Source organism: Paenibacillus sp. FSL M7-0656 (assembly GCF_038003225.1).
Taxonomy (GTDB): Bacteria; Bacillota; Bacilli; order Paenibacillales; family Paenibacillaceae; genus Paenibacillus; species Paenibacillus amylolyticus.
The window spans coordinates 15,874-33,885 of the sequence record NZ_JBBOOT010000001.1; the positions used below are offsets into that span (position 1 = coordinate 15,874).

Here is an 18,012-nt window from a genome sequence, read left to right on the forward strand (position 1 = left end):
TTCTCTTATTTGCTGGTGCTGAATAGAAAATCACGAACGAGCTGACGATTCGTCTGATCTTTGTTGTAGACGGAGAACAACCGATTGGATACGGTAAGGACATTGCCAAAAAAGAATCGTTCGAATTGGGTCTGTCTGCCCCCGAATGAACCAGACCCAAGCTCCCAGATCAGGCGGAACAGAGCGTTGCGTTCGTGAGAAGCCATATCGTTCCCTTTCAGATATATATTCAGTGAAGGAGCGATATCGGATTGAAACTCTTCTTCCTGAGGGATCATAATCACCCCGCTTGAACCCAAGAGTTGCAGAATTTCAATCATCTCAGGATAAAGTTTCGGAAAGAGGAGATTGGCTGCCATCAACGGTTTGGGTGCAGGTAATACAAATCCTCTTCCGTCAGGTATGGCACCTGCCTCCGCGGCCAAGGCCAATGCTTTTAACGATTCAAGACCTGCGAACACACGTGCAGATTTCTCTATAACATGTGCTTCCGTATTCAGATCCAGCGTATCCGTGAGAAGCTGGATTGTACCGAGAACAAATTCCGTCTTGGCTATATAACGACACAATACCTGATGACCTGCATGAATATGAAAGTTGCTACCACTGAAGAGACGCGAGGACATTTCCTCACTTCCTGCAAAAAATATTCGTTCATGCGGAACGAGCACCCTGTCAAAGATGACGATATTGTCCATTTCTTCATATCTGGAACTCAGGGGATAATTAGTGTGGGATTCGGTTGCGTAGGTATCCCTGCATACCAGACTGATTCCCGGAAGATCATTGGGGACAGCAAAAGAGAATGCAAATGGATTTTCGTCATCAAATGGGGCGGGAGAAGGTGACGGATAGACAAAAATCTCATCCGAAGTGGCAGCTTGTGTAGCCATCATGAATGCTCCGCTAATAATGAGACCTTCCTCGGTGCGATCCACGACCTTTGCGGCAATAGCATCTTCCGTAGCATCCAATTGCCCTGAGATTTTGCTGGCATATGGCTGAATGAAGGCATGGGATAACGTGATATCATGATCACGGCAGTACGCATAATAATTTTTGAGATTTTCTGCATATTGGGGAGATAGTTCGTTCAGGAGATCGGCACCTGTGTAAAAGGACATTATGGCTGTATTCATGTAATCGGGTGAGCGACCAAGAAAGCCATGATGCACATTTGCCCAGATATTCATCCCTTCCCGTCGTTTACGGAGGTCGTCGGCACTGGTTGGAGGCAGGAAGGATATGCCCACAGGTTTGCCGTCTGCCGGGGAGGCATACGTCATCGTTTCTGCAAATTTAGGATCAGATTGCTGATCATACATGTACATCTGAGTCTCCATTAAACCAGCAAATGCTACATGTTCAGAGCGTTTTCCAGTAATAAGGTTACCTTTGTACCAGCAAGGGACGGACTGTGCATCAATTCGTTCGCGATACTGTGTGCCACTTTTAACAGGCATTGTTATTCACCTCTTGGTTCTAATCGTTCATAGGCATACTGACTTCTTACGTAGTGTACGTAGGTCATCTGTCCAATGTGCATTTAAGAGGTGAGAAGGATTTTTACAGAATAGGGCTTGATAATAATTATCATTCTTGTTACAATAGACAAAGAAAAAAGGAACCGGTAAGGGCTCCTTTAAGTGAATCATATGAAATTACTTATTTTACTTCAAAAGTCTTACAGTCTGTTTCAGCAGACTGACTTGCTTCTTTGGAACTGTGACTCACGATGTAGATCGAGGAAGCGTTACATTTGTTTTCTTGAGCCCAGTGACGACAGGAATTAACTTCACACAATACGTCTTTTGCCATGATTGATAACCTCACTTTAATTGGATTACAGTCGTTGGTATAAAGATCCGGATATAACAAGTTGCCGCTTGTTAATCTGGAAAATTTTTGCTCTCGTGAAATTCGGAGGGCTTTTTTGCGTTATACACAACGATGCATACTTAGAATAGCAAATTTAATTGAAGCTTGCAACCAAATGCCCCCATCTGTGGCAAAATAGTGGACGTGCTGTGGTTATATTTGCAAAAAGGCAGTAGTATGTTATTATTTAATAGTAATAATTACGATTAAAAGTCTAATTGATTCTATATAAATTGAACTAAACATTTACACGAAAACGGAGAGGACAGAAAGAAGCTGAAGAAGCGGAGCGTTCGCCTTTATCACCGGATTTCCTCTCTAGGGAAATAATTAAAAAATCTGGGGATAACAGCGATCGGAAGGTTGTTCTGTCAACGAAGTGGTCAGTGTAAATATTCATTAGTTCAACTTATATAACTTGAATCATGGACTGAAACTATAAATGAAGGAGCATGTGAATACATGAGCAAAATAAACCATATGAACCGGATTCCCCGCGCGAAAGGGATCGATATGGCTGCTTTTTACACGCCGAAAGAGTGTAGACGCAAAGCCCAGCATATTGTATTTTCCGCTGAAAATGAGCGTATCATTAACGAATTCATAACCATTCTGGGCATGAAAGAGAAGTTCAGAGAACATGATGTATCAATCCCCAACAAAATGGTCATGTTCGGGCCACCCGGTACGGGAAAAACATTAACGGCTTCACATCTGGCGGAGCGCCTTGATCTGCCATTGGTTCTTGTGAGATTAGATGCGATCATTCATAGCCATCTTGGGGAGACGGGGAGTAACGTACGTAAGTTATTTGAATATGCAAGAATGAATCCCTGTGTGTTATTTCTGGATGAATTTGATGCCATAGGCCGGACACGTGAGAGCAATGATGAAGTGAAGGAGATGGCGCGTGTCGTCAATACATTGTTGCAATGTCTGGACGAATTCGATGGGGACAGCATTCTGGTGGCTGCAACGAATCTGGAAACCCAACTGGATCACGCCATCTGGCGGCGGTTTGATACGAAGATGACCTATGGTATGCCAGATGATGCAAGTCGCAGATTGTATATCAGTAAGTTGGTGGGATCATTTGAACAGGAGACTCGGCTGGAAGATTACATATGTGAACGCTTGACCGGGTGCAGTTATGCGGATATAGAGCAGATCGTTTTGAAAGCAAAGCGGAAAGCAATCATTGTCAGTAGTGTACTTCATAAGCAACTGATCTCGGATGCTTACGATGAATACAGACCACGTGTATTAGAGTGTTGATTGCTTCCATTCTGGATAAAGCAACAAGGAACAACGTTGAACTAGCCCAGTCTCCTGAATGGAGTTCTGGGCTAGTTGTCATGTTAGCGAGGTGCGTTATACTTTAACGGCTGCTCCGTATGCTTTTTCTGTATTCATAGCTTCTTGTGTTGCAGTCCAGCGTGGCAGGCTTAATCTGAACATGCTGCCTTCCGGGCTGCTGGAGACAAGTGTCAGTTCACCGCCCTGTTCCTGAGCGAGAAGCCGGCTATATGTTAATCCTAGACCTAGACCGCGGTTACGACGTTTCTTGAGTTCTCCACGATAGAACCGTTCAAAGATTTTGGGTTGTTCTTCAGCTGCGATGCCTGTGCCGTGGTCCTTAACATCAACGTACAGCATCTGTTCTTCTGTACTTAGATAAATATCGAAGACAGCCTTCTGTTCAGGAGCTGTGGCATGAAGTGCGTTATTGAGCAAATTAACAATGATCTGCTGAATGCGGAGAGCATCCCCCATGGTAAAAAAGTTAATTGGAGGTGCGTGCAGCTGAACCTCTGGCATTTTGTCCTCATACGCAATCTTCCACTGATAGATGATCTCACCGACCAACAGTTTCAGATCCGTCCGTTCCTTGCGAACGGTAACACTTCCTGCAGCCATGGCGTTATAGTCAAGCAAATCTGCCACCATTCGCTCCATGCGTTCAGATTCCTTCAAAGCGATATCCAAAAATTCTTTACCTTCCTGTGGACTCACGACATCGTCACGTACTGCCATAACGAGCCCCTTGATGGAAGTTACCGGTGTCTTGAGTTCATGACTTACCCCTGCCAGCGAAAGTGTACGCCATTCTTCGAGTTGTTGGAGACGAGTGGCCATATCGCGAAATGAATTTACAAGTTCATTGATCTCACGTTCTCGTGTATTCAAGTCAAGACTCACATCATAATTGCCACCTCGAATCTGTTCAGCGGCATAGGCGACCTGACGAATCGGTCTGGATAACTTTTTGGACAGGAGATAGATTGTAAACCATCCACAGAGGATTAGTCCTCCGAGGATTAGAGCCACGAGCCATATCGTCTCTGGACCAAATGTAATGGATTGTTTGGACTGCATGACCCACACTTTGCCCAAGGTTTGATCGCCCTCGGATATGTTGACCGTTACACCTGCATATTTGTTGTTTCGCGGTTCAAGATAGTCGTCTGACAGTCGATAATGCACATCTTTTTGCTCCATTTTAGGCTGGGAAAAGATCAATTGATTGTTATTGTCCAAGATCATGACACAAAAATAATTATCTGTGTTGAATAGTTTCTCTCGCTTGGTTACCAGTCTGTCCAGATCGGGTGGAACTCGAAGCATATTATTCTCACTGGTCACTCGATCGGCAATCTCCAGACCAAGCAGTTCTGCGGTTTTGAGGCTTTTCTCAATGGAAGTTGTTCGAATCCAGTAGAGTGCCCCTGCCGCAATAATCGTGAAACCAATGCACAAAATGAGAAAATATCGCAGTGTCCAGTGTGACAGAATGGATATCGTTCGTTTGGGTTTCTTCTGTTTCAGTTGGCGATCCAAAATTGATACCCCATTCCTCGCAACGTCCGAATTTCTCCCGTCTCTGGCGACCAGTGGGAGAGGGCTTGACGTAGTCGTTTAATCGATAGATCCACAGCACGATCACTGCCATCATAGTCCATCCCCCATACCTGTTCAATAAGATGATCTCTGGTAAATGTACGATTCGGATAATCGGACAGGAAGAACAGTAACGACAGGTCACGAGGTGTGAGTGCAACCTCTGCACCGTTCAGCAGCACCTGCTTGGCAGCAAGATCAATGACGAGATTTCCAAAAGAACGCTTCTCTTCGCCACCTGAGGTCCAATGTGGATTACGGCGCAACACCGCATTAACTCTGGCAACCACTTCTTCCGGTACAAAAGGTTTGCTCATATAATCGTCAGCACCGGCATTTAGTCCGTTGAGACGGTCTGAAATGTCATCCAGTGCAGTTAGCATGATCACGGGACAAGCACTTTTTTCACGAATAATTCGCAGCAGATCCCATCCGTCCATTCCTGGCAGCATCACATCAAGTAATACAAGGGAAGGCGTTACGGTATCAAAAAGGGTAAGTGCAGTCGGTCCATCTGCTGCATGATGAACTTCAAATTCTGCTTTTCTCAGATAAGCAGCCAATACTCGTGCAATAGCTTGTTCATCCTCGACGATAAGTATGGATTTCAAGAAAAGCGTTCTCCTTTCGCTTTGTAAACTTGTACTGATTTTACATGAGCCAGAGCGTAAAGCCAATCCTGTATTACGGATTTCAAAAAAATATGTGACTTGTCTTATCTTGACTTCTTCCTGACACATTCAATTGATATGATTCACTCCAAGAAGCAACCTAAACAATCATGTACTGGAGGAAACATAGAGATGAACAAGAAAGCAAAAGCATGGCTTATTACAGGTGTAGCGGCGGTTGCCGTAATCGGTGGCGGTGGTTACTATATCACAAACAGTTACTTGGGGAACAACGTGGAGATTGAGCAGGTGCTTCCTGCGAGCACAGCGACTTCCACCACAGCTGTAGATAGCACAGGAACGGTTGTAGCCAATGAAACTGCTGGAGCAGAGCAACTGAACGGAGACTGGAGCATCAGCGAAGGTTCCAAAGTATACTTCTCCGTAACCACATCACAGGAGACAGTTAACTTTGTGGACGAGAAGGTAACAGGCAATTGGACAATTAATGTAGATGATGCTGCTCAGATGAAGGCAGAAGGACAGATCGAGATGGACGGAATTGATTCCGGGAATGGACAACGTGATGGTCACGTGAAGCAAGCCGATTTCTTCGATGTCGCTACATATCCACAAGCTACATTTACAGCGACTTCATTTGAAGGGGTACCTGCGGAATGGCCTGTCGGTCAAACGGTTGCTATCAAAATGAATGGTACCATTACGGTTAAAGGTATTGAAAAAGAAGTAACCTTTGACGCAAAAGCTGCTTATGAGAATAATGCAGTATTGTTGTCGGCAACATCGATGGTAACGTTCGAAGATTTCGGAATGGAAAATCCGCACTCCGTTGTGCTCTCGACTGAAAATGATATCCAGATACAACTTGAATTGAAACTTTCTAAATAAGTGTAACAATGATCATATACCTGAAAATCTGTTCTGTTCTGCCTTACGGTAGACGGACAGATTTTTTTTTTTTTACAAAATAGTGTGATTAATATAACTCAAATGTAACTGTCACAGGATCATATTGTTAAAATAACTGCTGTTTCCTTTGGAAAATGCCGTGTTACCCATCACTATTAAGCGCTTACAATGAGGAGGAATCATAACATTCATTGATCCATGCACAATCAAACACAAAAAGGGGGAGATCAAGAGTGAACAAAAGGTACATAAGCGGGTGTCTGGTATTACTAATGCTGTTCTGTGATCTGGGGTTGATGGTTCGTCCAGCGGCTGCAGAAGATGCAAAAGTGAACGTGGCACTTAACAAGGCGGTTTCGGTAAGCACAGAATATTTGGAGCATTGGAGCAAAAAGGAGCACTTGGTTGATGGTAAAAGTGACACGCATTGGGCTGCTAAGGCTGGAGTGACAACGGAACAACCACAGTGGGTGATGATTGATCTGGGTGAAGACTACAATCTGTCCGGAGCGGAGATAACGTGGAGAGAAAACACGGTTGTGAAATATATGGTAGAAACATCTGCTGATCAGCAGGCATGGACCAACGTTGCTGATCAAAAAGAAAATGCCGATCCCAAACAGATCGCTGATCTGACGTTTCAGCAGAATGATGTGCGATACATCAGATTGAACATATCTTTTTACAAGGGTGAGGGTGTCTGGCCGGAAATATTGGAGTTCAAAGTGTGGGGAGAAGCAGAAGGAACTGAACCAGCCAATATTAAAGGATATGATGAGATCGAAGTGAGAACGGTGACCAGAAGTGCGCCAATTCTGCCCAACGAGGTAAAGGCACAGTTTCAGAATGAAAAATCGGGAATGGTACCTGTGACTTGGGATTATATCGACCCTATGCAATACGCCTCTGCAGGCGAATTTACGGTAACAGGAGTTGTATATGGTGCGCCTCCAGAACCTCAGCTTAAAGCTAAAGTGATCGTTGAGGGATATCGTGCAGACTATGTTAGAGGTGTTGATATTTCCACGTTGACTGCCATTGAGGACAAAGGCGGCAAATACGTGGACAGCAACGGTACAGAGCGTGATTTGCTCGATATACTCAAGGACCGCGGTGTCAATTATGTACGTCTTCGTTTGTGGAATGATCCACAGAAATCAGGGGGATACAACGACAAGGACGATGTCATTCGTTTGGCCGAGCGGGTGAAGAAAAAAGGTATGAAGATCCTGTTGGATTTCCACTACTCGGATGAGTGGGCGCACCCGGGCCAGCAGCTTCTTCCCAAAGCTTGGGAAGGTCTTTCGCCCGAAGAGCTGAAGCAGGCCGTATACAACTATACGTATGAAGTTGTGCGAGAAATGAAAGCTAAGGGCGCCATGCCTGATATGGTGCAGATCGGTAATGAGATCAACAGTGGTGTTCTGAACGGTTTGAGCAGCGACGTGGATTTCGAGCAAAATGTTGCATTGCTGAAAAGCGGAATTGATGCTGTACGTGCAGTAGAAGGAGAGATCACCGATAACGCGGATAAGGTGAAGATTATGATCCATCTGGCTGAAGGTGGCAAGGTGGATACGTTCAAATGGTACTTTAAAGAGTTAAGTGCTGGCGGACTGGAATATGACATTATCGGACTGTCGTATTACCCGTTCTGGCATGGGACGTTTGCGGATGTACAGAAAACGATGAATGAAGTGTCAGTCGAGTTTGGCAAAGATGTCATTATCGCTGAAACGTCCTATCCGTTTTCCTACAAAAACGGGGACGCTCATGGAAATATCATCGGATCGGACGAAGCGCTTCATGTTGGGGGAGCAGACTTCCCTGCAACCGTTCAAGGTCAATATGATGCCATCGCCGGCATTATGGACATGATTGCGAACGTGCCAGGAAATCATGGCGCAGGTTTCTTCTACTGGGAGCCAGCGTGGATTCCGGCGGGGGTAGGCTGGATTGCATCTGAAGGGAATGCATGGGAGAACCAAGCGATGTTTGACTACGATGAATTTCCGGCCAACGGCGGGCATTCTTATGAAGGCAGAGCGTTATGGTCCCTTGATGTGTACAAACGCGGATTGGAGCTTCTGCCCGCAGACCGCCAGCAACTGGATGCGGCACTTACACGAGCCAAATCATTGGTACGGACTGATTTTACTCTGGATAGCTGGGTGACTCTGGCTCCGGCAATCTCGGCAGCGAATGATGTATACCAACAGGCATACACGCCGGGTGGGGTAACTCAATTAGATACAGATGCAGCGACAACAGCATTGGAACGTGTGATGCAGCAGATGCAGGTTATCACCCCGCAGCTTGACGAGCTCAGAGCTAAAATAGCGGAAGCGCGTACGTATCAGCAGGCTGACTGGTCTGCGGCCACTTGGGCGGTATTGACCAAAGCGCTGGAAGGCGCTGATCAGATCTTGAATGATCCAAGAGCAACACAGACGGATGCGAATACAGCGGTTAAACGTTTGCATGATGCCATTCAAGGTCTATCCAATGTGGACAAAACACAACTGCACCAGTACATTCAACAAATGCAGCAGCAGACTAAATCTTCCTATACACGCCGGAGCTGGTCTGTATTGGAACAGTCTTTGCAGGCAGCGATTCAGGTCCGAGATAACAATGCTGTTGTCCAGTCTGAGGTGAATTCAGCACTAAGTACGTTGAAACAAGCCTTTACTAACCTAGTCTCTCTGGAGGCTTTAACAACGGGCAAAACGGCAACGGCTTCAAGTAGTGCAGGGACAGGAGGCAATCAAGCCAACTCTCCTGAAGGTGCAATTGACAACAATCCGAACACTTCATGGGGAACAGACCAGAGTAAGGATAGCTGGTGGCAAGTGGATTTGGGTCAGGTTGCTAACCTCCGTAAAATCGAAATGTCGATGTGGAGTGGCGGCATCAAATATACGATCGAAGTGTCCAACGATAACAAAAATTTTGTGAAAGTAGTGGACACCACAAGTGATGTAGTTGTATCAACCGCACCTAGCCATGTACTTCCAGAAGGCACGGAGGGACGTTACATTCGGGTAACGATTAAAACAGGTCCCACATGGGTAGGATTCATGGAATTTGAAGCATACGGTACGTTCCCAGCGGACAAATCTGCACTGCAAACTAATGTAGATACCGCTGAGAAATTAAAACAAACCGAATACACGACATCAAGCTGGAATGTATTTAGTAAGGCACTTTCTGAAGCGAAGGCATTCATTCTGGGTGTTGAATCTTCAACGCAAGATGTAAGCAATGCGGATCGTGCGTTACAAGATGCTGTGAGTAAGCTTGTACGTCAAGATGTAACACCTGGCCCTGGCCAGCCATCACAACCTTCCAACCCGGGAACAGCTCCTTCAACGGGGAATCCGGCTGTAACACTACCGGTTGAACCTGGTAATCCGCCAGTTAAGGGTCTAATAACGGTAAAAGGAACAGCAACCGGGAATGACAAGTATTCGATTCGTCCAGATGTATCTCAATTAACCCAGGCACTGCAATCCATGGATGCAGGAAATCGTACGTTGAAACTGCTTGCAGATGTACCCGACACAGCCAAGACAGTCACATTCCAGTTGGCTGCAAGTCAACTGGCGGCATGGATTCGTTCCGAGGAAGTGAAATCCCTGGATGTAGTTGTAGGACAGACTACCGTTCGTGTTCCTCTGAGATCACTCCCGCTAACCATTGCGGAGACTGAGGGAACGTTCGACATCGTAGTGGCAAAAGGATCGACAGATACATTGTCCACATCTCAAAAAGCAGCGATCAGTAATCATGCGATTGTTGATGTGAATCTGTTAATGAACAATAAGCCATTGCAATGGACAAACAGAGCAGTTGAAGTTGCTCTATCCAATGTGGAGCAACCTAAGAAGAGTGATGTAGTTATGATTGTACATTCCATATCTCCAAGTGGAGAAATGAAACCTGTTACGTATTCCAAGTACGATGATAAGACCAAAACGATGGCGTTCAAACCACTGGAATCCGGCAGTTATGTCATTGAAGAAGTTGAAGTGCCATTACATGATTTGCAAAATCACAATTGGGCAATCCGAGAGGTACAGAACCTCTACGGTAAAGGGATTATTTCGGGGATGAGCGCAACTCGTTTTGCCCCGCAAGGTGAACTGACCAGAGCACAATTTTTGCAAATGATTATTAAAGGTATTGGTGATGCACGCCAGCCGGATCCATCTATTTCAACACCAACGGATGTGAAGGAAGGGCAGTGGTATACCGATTCAGTACGACTTGGAATGGAAATGGAAATAATTCAAGGCCGAGCAGATGGAAGCTTTGGAGCGAATGAACGCATTTCACGAGAAGAAATGGCCGTTATGCTGAACAGAGCACTGAAGGTTGTGCAGCGTGAGGGTGCGACCAATTCTGTACAAGGAAATATGGTGTTTGTAGACAACGCCGAGATCGCAGCATACGCCAAAGAAGCTGTAGCCTCAATGCAACAACTTGGGCTGCTAAATGGCATGCCTGATGGCACGTTTGCTCCGAAAGAAACAGCGAACCGTGCACAGGGAGCTGTTGCAGTCGCCAGACTGATGGAACAACTGTATTAGAGGTAGTTCAAAACGTCCGTTTTTATTATGAAGGATGATGCTTGGTGGCATTATCAACACTCATGAATAGAAAATAACAAAGCAGGTAAAGAGATCGGATCATATGATTCGGTCTCTTTATTTTTTGTGAAAAGAGATTATAACGGACCCGCTTTCTCTAAATAGGCATATAAACAATTTGTTAATGTCGTATTGACAATATCGAATTCATTTGTTATCATTTCGATAATATCAAAACGACAATATTAAGAAATGGGGAATGAGCTATGTTTGGATTCCGATTTGCGAAATTTCAACCCAGTGAATATGTCATGAAGGTGAAAAATGGTGAGGTACAGCGTCAAGGTGTAGGATTGTCTTTCTATTATTATGAGCCGACCACATCGGTAGTGGTTCTACCCGTATCCTCGGTGGATGTACCGTTCATGTTTGAAGAGATTACGGCGGATTATCAGACGGTTACTGTGCAGGGGCAATTAAGTTATCGCATTGTGGATTATTTGAAAATAACCCAGAGCCTGAATTACACGTACAATTTGCGCAAAAATCGGTATATCTCCGACGACCCCGGCAAGCTGGATCAACGGGTGATCACCACAGCGAAAGTACTAACCAAGAAACATCTGGAGCAAATGCCGCTGAAAGAAGCTATTCAATCCAGTGAACGGCTGGCAAGCAGCATGAAACGCGAGGTTGTACAAAGTGAAGAGTTGGAGAAATTGGGCGTTGAGTTGATGAGTCTATCGATTCTGGCCATTCTGCCTAATAAAGAGACGATGCGTGCATTGGAAGCACAGGCGCGGGAAGAGATTTTGCGTCAGGCAGATGAAGCGCTCTATGTACGTCGGAATGCATCGATTGAACAGGAAAGACGAGTGAAAGAGAACGAACTGAACACCGAAATTGCCGTAGAGACGAAGAAACAGCAAATTCGTGAGACCCAATTGCAGACAGAACGCTCGGTGAAACAGAAACAAAACGAGATGGAGCAGGAGCAGCTTCAGTTTAATACAGCGATGGAGGAACGTAAGCAGCAACTGATTGAGTTAACTATTGCTAATCACAATGCCGAGGCAGACGCCAAAGCGTATGAGATTGCTGCCGTGATGAACTCATTGCAAAATGTACAGCCCAATGTACTACAAGCAATGGCGAATATGGGCATGAATTCTGATAAGCTGATCGCACTCGCGTTCCAGGAACTGGCTGAAAATGCAGGCAAGATTGGGCAACTAAATATCTCGCCGGATCTGTTACAGGGATTAATGTCTCCTGCGCCAGGCAGAGATCAGGGAGGTCGAGCGAGATGAGATTAGGAAGAAGAGAGCAAGCAGAGCAGGCAGGGAAATCAGTACGTCAGCAGGCCACGGCAGATGATCGGATGAGTGAACACAAGCTGATTCTGGTGAAACGCCGGACCCGACTGGAAGAGTTGGTGGTTCGATATAACACGGTGCAGCAAGCTCAGTTCTATATTGAACGTCTGGGCGCAGACTTCAGTGATTATATGGAGGAAGACCGTCGTTATCGGCTATCTGTGCAGCAGGCCCAGCAGCAACTGGGTCAATTGGGACGGGTTCAGACGATTGATCGGGAACATGTGCCCAATTTTATCTTTGGAGATCAGGATATCGTGGTCGTGGTTGGACAGGATGGGCTTGTAGCCAACACCCTCAAATACGTAACCGAGCAGCCGCTCATCGGTGTGAATCCGGACCCGATGCGTTGGGATGGCGTGTTATTACCTTTTACCGTGAAGGATCTGAGCTTCATTGTTCCTGATGTCATTCGAAAGCAACGAACCTTGAAAGAAGTCACTCTCGCCAAAGTGGAACTCAATGATGGACAGTATCTATATGGTGTGAATGATCTGTTCATTGGTCGGAAGACACATGTATCGGCTCGTTATGAAGTGCGTTTGGGTACATCCGCAGAACAACAATCTTCCAGTGGCATCATTGTATCCACAGGCATGGGATCGACAGGCTGGTTCAAAAGTGTGCTGGCGGGAGCCACCGGCATTGTTGGATCGGCTGCATGGCAGAACATGAATTCCGAAGCGGAGGTCGCTACAGCATCCGCATCCATTCATGGAAGCAGGCAAGAGCTGAATCATTTTAACTGGGATGCGCCTTATTTATATTTTTCAGTACGTGAACCGTTCCCGAGCCGGACGACAGCGGCCAATCTCGTGTTTGGACAGATTCATTCAAAGCAGCCATTGCACATTGTATCCCAGATGCCGGAGGACGGTGTTATTTTCAGCGATGGGGTCGAGCAGGATTTTCTTGAGTTTAATTCAGGGGTAGAAGCCATCATTGGTTTGGCAGAGAAGAGGGGACGTCTCGTGGTCTAAACCTTTATTTTCAAGCCGTTTCCGACTAGAATGGGTAACTAGATGTGATACACTGACGTCAGGAAACGGAAAGAGGGTTAACGATGCAGTCGATATTGTTGGTTGAAGATGATGCCAAGTTAGCAGGATTACTGGCGGCTTATCTGACCCGAAATGGATTCCAGGTACAGGTCACAGATGATTTTCGTCATGTACTGGATGAATTTGTGGAAGTGAAGCCGGACCTTGTGCTGATGGATGTGAATTTGCCTCAATATGATGGATACTACTGGTGCAGGCAGATACGCACACATTCCATATGTCCCATTTTATTCATATCGGCTCGTGATAGTGGTATGGATCAGATTATGGCGTTGGAACATGGAGCGGATGATTATATTACAAAACCTTTTCAATATGAAGTTGTTCTTGCCAAAGTCCGTAGTCAGCTGCGCAGAGCCTATGGTTCTTACGCTGCTGTTCAACAGGAAGTGAAGGTGAAGAACGGTCCCATGATCCTTTATCCTGAGCGATTTGTATTGAAATATGATGAGCGTTCTACCGAGCTGACACAGAAGGAAGCGATACTGGTGGAAGCGCTGATGGCGAAGGCAGGGCGAGTTATCAGCCGAGAAAAATTGTTAGAACAGATGTGGGAAGATCAGCATTTTATTGATGATAATACGTTGAATGTCTATATTACACGTGTTCGCCGGAAGTTGAAGGAGCTGGGTGCAGAAGAGATTTTGGAGACGGTTCGCGGAGCGGGTTATCGTGTGTTGGATCTGGATTCATCCTCACAGGGGAAAGGGAAATGAGACTGTTCCTGAAAGACCACCAGATGTTAGTTGGATTTTATGTGTTACAGATGCTGCTGGTTCCGTGTGTGTACTGGCTCTCTGGTGAGGGCCGTCCGATGAAGATTGTTCTCTATGGCATGCTGATCAGTACTGTTGTGCTGTTGGTCTATCTGATCATACGTTACTTCCAGCTGCGAGCGTATTATCGTCTGCTTGAACAACCACGAAAACTGGTAAACGGACCTTTCCAAACGCTTGGAAATTCGGTCGTGGCGGAAGCCATCCAGCAATTGTTACATGAACTGGAGCGTAATCGGCAGAACGAGATGGGGCTGTTACGTACTAGCAAGGAACAGCAGGTGGTATTCATGAATCGCTGGGTTCATCAGATGAAGACCCCGTTGTCCATTATCCAACTGACCTTGGAAGATGTGGACGATGAGACGGCTGGCAGTATTCAGGATGAGCTGGATAAGCTACGCAAAGGACTTGAAATGGTCTTGCATTCATCAAGGCTTGAACAGTTCGAAGGGGATTTTCGTGTGGAGCTGTTGTCTTTGCAAGATGTGCTTCGAAGTAGCATTGCAGAGAACCGACGTTTGTTTATTCGCAGAGGCATTACGCCGGATATCCGTATGGAGGGCGACCTCCAGATATATAGTGACTCCAAGTGGCTGCGGTTCATGTTCACCCAGATTTTGACCAATGCCGTGAACTATTCTGATAGCAAATCAGGCAAAAAAGTGATCATTACAGGCTATAAGCAGGAAGAGCGTACAATCCTGGACATTCAGGATGAGGGAATCGGCATCTCGTCCGAAGATATTCATCGCGTGTTTAATCCCTATTTTACAGGCGAACGGGGCAGACAATACCACGAATCTACGGGAATGGGATTATATCTGGTCCGTGAGATCAGTGCCCGCCTGGATAATCGTGTCGAGTTGTTTTCGGAGCCGAATGAGGGAACGTTGGTTAGATTCAGCTGGATTCATTCGAAATATCCGAAGTGAAAAGTGCTTTGCCCATGGGCGAGGTGCTTTTTTAATGGACAGAAGTGTCATAGAGAAGGCAGGGGAACAGAACCTTAAACGCATTGTAAGGGAAGTTTAAGGTAATTCGATAGCACCGTTACGGGAGGTCAGTTAGGATAAGAATAGAATTAACGTATAAAGAATGACGGATTAGGAGGGAATTACGCATGGAAATGTTACAGGTATCAGGACTGAACAAAGTATATCAGGGCAAAGTGCAGACTCAAGCCCTTAGTGATATTCATCTGACAATCAAACAAGGTGAATTTGTGGGTATTATGGGCCCGTCGGGCAGTGGAAAAACTACATTGTTAAACATGGTCTCCACCATTGATGAACCCAGCTCAGGCAAGGTGCTGATTAATGGCATGAACCCGTTTGATATGAAAAAGAAAGAACTTGCCATGTTCCGGCGTCGGGAACTCGGATTTGTCTTTCAGGATTTCAATCTGTTGGACACGCTGACTGTTGCTGAGAATATTGTACTTCCATTGACACTGGACAAGGTCAAACTGAAGGAGATGGAGAGCAGACTACATCGCATTACAGCCAAGCTCGGGATTGATCACATTCTGGATAAACGAGTTTACGAAATCTCGGGCGGACAGCGACAGCGCACAGCCATTGCGAGATCCATGATTAATATGCCTTCGATTGTTTTGGCGGATGAACCCACTGGCGCATTGGATTCTACGTCATCCCAAGCGGTCATGGAGTCACTTGAACAGATTAACCAGCAGGAGAAAACGACCATTATGTTGGTCACACATGACCCGCTTGCGGCAAGTTATTGTAACCGTATCGTGTTCATCAAGGATGGAAAACTGGCAGCCGAGGTACACCGCGGAGATAATCGACAGACGTTTTTCCAGCGGATCATTGATACTTTATCCTTCTGGGGAGGGAATTCACATGAGCTTTCCTCAGTTCGCGTTTAATAACATCCGTCGTAATGGGCGAGCGTATATTGCTTTTTTTCTTAGCAGTGTGTTTATGGTCATGATTTTCTTCGCGTATGCGGTATTTATCTATCATCCATATGTGGCAGAGTTGCCAATGGGTGACACAACCGCTACGGGGATGCAGATCGCTTCGGTTATTGTGTATGTGTTTGCATTTTTCTTTGTTATGTATTCCATCAGTGCTTTTCTCAAATCACGGAACAAAGAGTTTGGCATTCTGACCATACTTGGTGCAGAACCCGCACAGATTCGGAGATTGGTCATTTTGGAAAACATGTTGATCGGCTGCCTGTCCATTATTGCCGGTATCGGCGGAGGTATGTTGTTGTCCAAGTTGTTCCTGATGTTAACCACTCGTTTTATCGGGATGGATGATCTGCCCTTTTATTTTCCCGTGAAAGCGATTCTGATTACGATCGGGGCCTTTCTGTTATTATTTTTCTGCATTTCACTTTTCACATTGGTTTTTATCGGAAACAAACGGACGTTAGAACTTTTGACGGGAACCAACAAACCTAAAAAAGAGCCCAAAGCTTCATGGTTCTTCTCACTTCTGGGTTTTGCATTACTTACAGTAGGTTTTGTGGTACTCCGCAGCGGGTTAAATGGCGGAACAATCATGCTTGCAGCAGTAACAGGGATAGCCGGGACGTATTTTTTCTATTCACAACTTTCCGTGCTCATCATCCGTTTATTGAAGCGTAATCGTAAAACGGTATGGCATGGTACACGTCTGTTGTGGATCTCAGAGATGAGTTATAAAATGAAGGATAATGCCCGCATGCTCTTTATGGTGACCGTGGTGATTGCGATTGCTTCAATGAGTGCAGTTGTAATTTTGTCACTGGATCAAGAGAACCGGGAGCAGTTTACAAACAACGATTTTCCAGTCAAATACAATGTGTACACTCCTTCGGATCAAATGGATATGAGCTATATTGATTCGACACTTGAAGCAGCAGGCTTGAATTATCAGCAAGTGTATCTGGAGTACTTTTGGTCTGATGCGGATCAGAGTGCTGTCTCGGTTATGCCGCTCAGTCATTACAACCGATTCAATGCGATCCAAGGAAAAAAGACGTTCCAATTGGATTCAGCATCAGCATTATTCGTAGATTCGCGTAATGAGAAGGATCAGGATCAGATCGATCGAAACAGGTTTCGCAATTATGCGGAAGGAGAAACCTTGACTCTGAATCTGGAGGATGGCTCATTGCAAGCAAGAGTTACAGCTACGGATGTAGAGCCACGTTTCGCAACCTTGATCTATTCTACAGGTGTAGTCGTTCTCCCAGATGAGAAGTTTGAAGAGATCACACAACAGTTCAATGCAAATAGGTTATCAGGCAAAGTTCTGTACCAGATTCCGGCATGGGGTCATGCTGTACCTGACCGGCACTCCTCGGAAGCCATGGTTAGCGATCAGCTACTGTCGTCCGCAGATACCATTCGAAGCGATAATGCTTCGGATGAGAATTACTCCGGATTTCTGACCACTCGATATGGAGATTTTGAGAGATACAGACAGGGTACAGCACTATTTACCTTCCTGGGCATATTTATCGGATTAATCTTCTCGATCTCTTCCGCAAGCTTTTTGTATTTCAGACTGCATACCGATCTTGAAGCGGATGGAAGGATGGTGCATTCTCTTTCGAAAATGGGTCTCAGTTTCCAGGAAATGAAACGATCATCCACCGTTCAGATTGCCATTTTGTTCTTTTTACCGATCGGGGTAGCTATCATTGAAACTTTGGTCGTAGTTAAGCCATTCCTGACTGAATTCGGTATTACCAATTATACGATGCCGGTGTTGACTGTATTTGGTGCTTTTGTACTTGCACAGACGTTTTATTTCATCATTATACGTTCGAGATATATCGCTTCTCTGCGCAAAATGATGGTGTAACCATCTTAGAAACAAACGGTCATGAGGACCGACCCATGATTTGTTCATTGCCCGCATTTCTTG

General features: G+C 45.5%; 13 protein-coding genes. 9 read left to right on the forward strand and 4 right to left on the reverse strand.

The genetic code is table 11. The features are described from left to right. Positions 1-5 precede the first annotated feature (5 nt). Both MHI01_RS00080 and MHI01_RS00085 read right to left on the reverse strand, forming a co-directional pair. On the reverse strand, positions 6-1,463 hold the full coding sequence (locus MHI01_RS00080; RefSeq protein ID WP_340982216.1) for a 4-hydroxyphenylacetate 3-hydroxylase family protein: 1,458 nt from the start codon (positions 1,461-1,463) through the stop codon (positions 6-8). A gap of 202 nt (positions 1,464-1,665) precedes the next feature. Beyond that, a complete protein-coding gene (locus MHI01_RS00085) occupies positions 1,666-1,818 on the reverse strand; it encodes a DUF1540 domain-containing protein (protein ID WP_074095586.1) in 153 nt (50 codons plus the stop codon). Between the two features lie 522 nt (positions 1,819-2,340). Between MHI01_RS00085 and MHI01_RS00090 the strand changes: the two genes are divergently transcribed. Beyond that, positions 2,341-3,153 (forward strand): AAA family ATPase, encoded by an 813-nt coding sequence (locus tag MHI01_RS00090; RefSeq protein WP_340982217.1) that lies wholly within the window; start codon positions 2,341-2,343, stop codon positions 3,151-3,153. Positions 3,154-3,249: 96 nt separating this feature from the next. Here the strand turns inward: MHI01_RS00090 and MHI01_RS00095 are convergent, their stop codons facing one another. Together MHI01_RS00095 and MHI01_RS00100 are read right to left on the reverse strand one after the other, a co-directional pair. Further along, entirely contained in the window at positions 3,250-4,716 is a 1,467-nt protein-coding gene (locus MHI01_RS00095) for a HAMP domain-containing sensor histidine kinase (protein WP_340982218.1), read from the reverse strand. Further along, on the reverse strand, positions 4,701-5,387 hold the full coding sequence (locus tag MHI01_RS00100; protein ID WP_036613325.1) for a response regulator transcription factor: 687 nt from the start codon (positions 5,385-5,387) through the stop codon (positions 4,701-4,703). Before MHI01_RS00100 ends, MHI01_RS00095 begins: the two co-directional genes overlap by 16 nt. A gap of 192 nt (positions 5,388-5,579) precedes the next feature. Between MHI01_RS00100 and MHI01_RS00105 the strand changes: the two genes are divergently transcribed. From MHI01_RS00105 to MHI01_RS00140, 8 genes are all read left to right on the forward strand, one after another. Beyond that, entirely contained in the window at positions 5,580-6,296 is a 717-nt protein-coding gene (locus tag MHI01_RS00105) for a YceI family protein (protein WP_340982219.1), read from the forward strand. Between the two features lie 254 nt (positions 6,297-6,550). Continuing rightward, on the forward strand, positions 6,551-10,909 hold the full coding sequence (locus MHI01_RS00110; protein WP_340982220.1) for a glycosyl hydrolase 53 family protein: 4,359 nt from the start codon (positions 6,551-6,553) through the stop codon (positions 10,907-10,909). Between the two features lie 266 nt (positions 10,910-11,175). Next, positions 11,176-12,219, forward strand: coding sequence for an SPFH domain-containing protein (locus MHI01_RS00115; RefSeq protein ID WP_100527281.1), 1,044 nt, complete (start codon positions 11,176-11,178; stop codon positions 12,217-12,219). A 71-nt stretch (positions 12,220-12,290) separates the two neighbouring features. Then, the gene (locus MHI01_RS00120; RefSeq protein ID WP_340984809.1) at positions 12,291-13,265 is read left to right on the forward strand and encodes a sugar kinase; all 975 of its coding nucleotides are present in this window, start codon (positions 12,291-12,293) and stop codon (positions 13,263-13,265) included. An 83-nt stretch (positions 13,266-13,348) separates the two neighbouring features. Further along, positions 13,349-14,062 (forward strand): response regulator transcription factor, encoded by a 714-nt coding sequence (locus MHI01_RS00125; protein ID WP_340982222.1) that lies wholly within the window; start codon positions 13,349-13,351, stop codon positions 14,060-14,062. Next, entirely contained in the window at positions 14,059-15,057 is a 999-nt protein-coding gene (locus MHI01_RS00130) for a sensor histidine kinase (RefSeq protein WP_340982223.1), read from the forward strand. The genes MHI01_RS00125 and MHI01_RS00130 overlap by 4 nt, the downstream gene beginning before the upstream one ends. 188 nt (positions 15,058-15,245) lie before the next feature. After that, positions 15,246-16,016, forward strand: a complete 771-nt coding sequence (locus tag MHI01_RS00135) for an ABC transporter ATP-binding protein (protein WP_017687815.1) — start codon at positions 15,246-15,248, stop codon at positions 16,014-16,016. After that, the gene (locus tag MHI01_RS00140; RefSeq protein WP_340982224.1) at positions 15,991-17,949 is read left to right on the forward strand and encodes an ABC transporter permease; all 1,959 of its coding nucleotides are present in this window, start codon (positions 15,991-15,993) and stop codon (positions 17,947-17,949) included. Before MHI01_RS00135 ends, MHI01_RS00140 begins: the two co-directional genes overlap by 26 nt. Positions 17,950-18,012: the final 63 nt, after the last annotated feature.

Excerpts from the sequence above, each read along its gene's own strand:
- MHI01_RS00120 (WP_340984809.1), top strand. The coding sequence starts at position 12,291 with ATGAGTGAACACAAGCTGATTCTGGTGAAACGCCGGACCCGACTGGAA.
- MHI01_RS00140 (WP_340982224.1), top strand. The coding sequence starts at position 15,991 with ATGAGCTTTCCTCAGTTCGCGTTTAATAACATCCGTCGTAATGGGCGA.
- MHI01_RS00105 (WP_340982219.1), top strand. The coding sequence starts at position 5,580 with ATGAACAAGAAAGCAAAAGCATGGCTTATTACAGGTGTAGCGGCGGTT.
- MHI01_RS00085 (WP_074095586.1), bottom strand. The coding sequence starts at position 1,818 with ATGGCAAAAGACGTATTGTGTGAAGTTAATTCCTGTCGTCACTGGGCT.
- MHI01_RS00135 (WP_017687815.1), top strand. The coding sequence starts at position 15,246 with ATGGAAATGTTACAGGTATCAGGACTGAACAAAGTATATCAGGGCAAA.
- MHI01_RS00125 (WP_340982222.1), top strand. The coding sequence starts at position 13,349 with ATGCAGTCGATATTGTTGGTTGAAGATGATGCCAAGTTAGCAGGATTA.
- MHI01_RS00090 (WP_340982217.1), top strand. The coding sequence starts at position 2,341 with ATGAGCAAAATAAACCATATGAACCGGATTCCCCGCGCGAAAGGGATC.
- MHI01_RS00130 (WP_340982223.1), top strand. The coding sequence starts at position 14,059 with ATGAGACTGTTCCTGAAAGACCACCAGATGTTAGTTGGATTTTATGTG.
- MHI01_RS00080 (WP_340982216.1), bottom strand. The coding sequence starts at position 1,463 with ATGCCTGTTAAAAGTGGCACACAGTATCGCGAACGAATTGATGCACAG.
- MHI01_RS00115 (WP_100527281.1), top strand. The coding sequence starts at position 11,176 with ATGTTTGGATTCCGATTTGCGAAATTTCAACCCAGTGAATATGTCATG.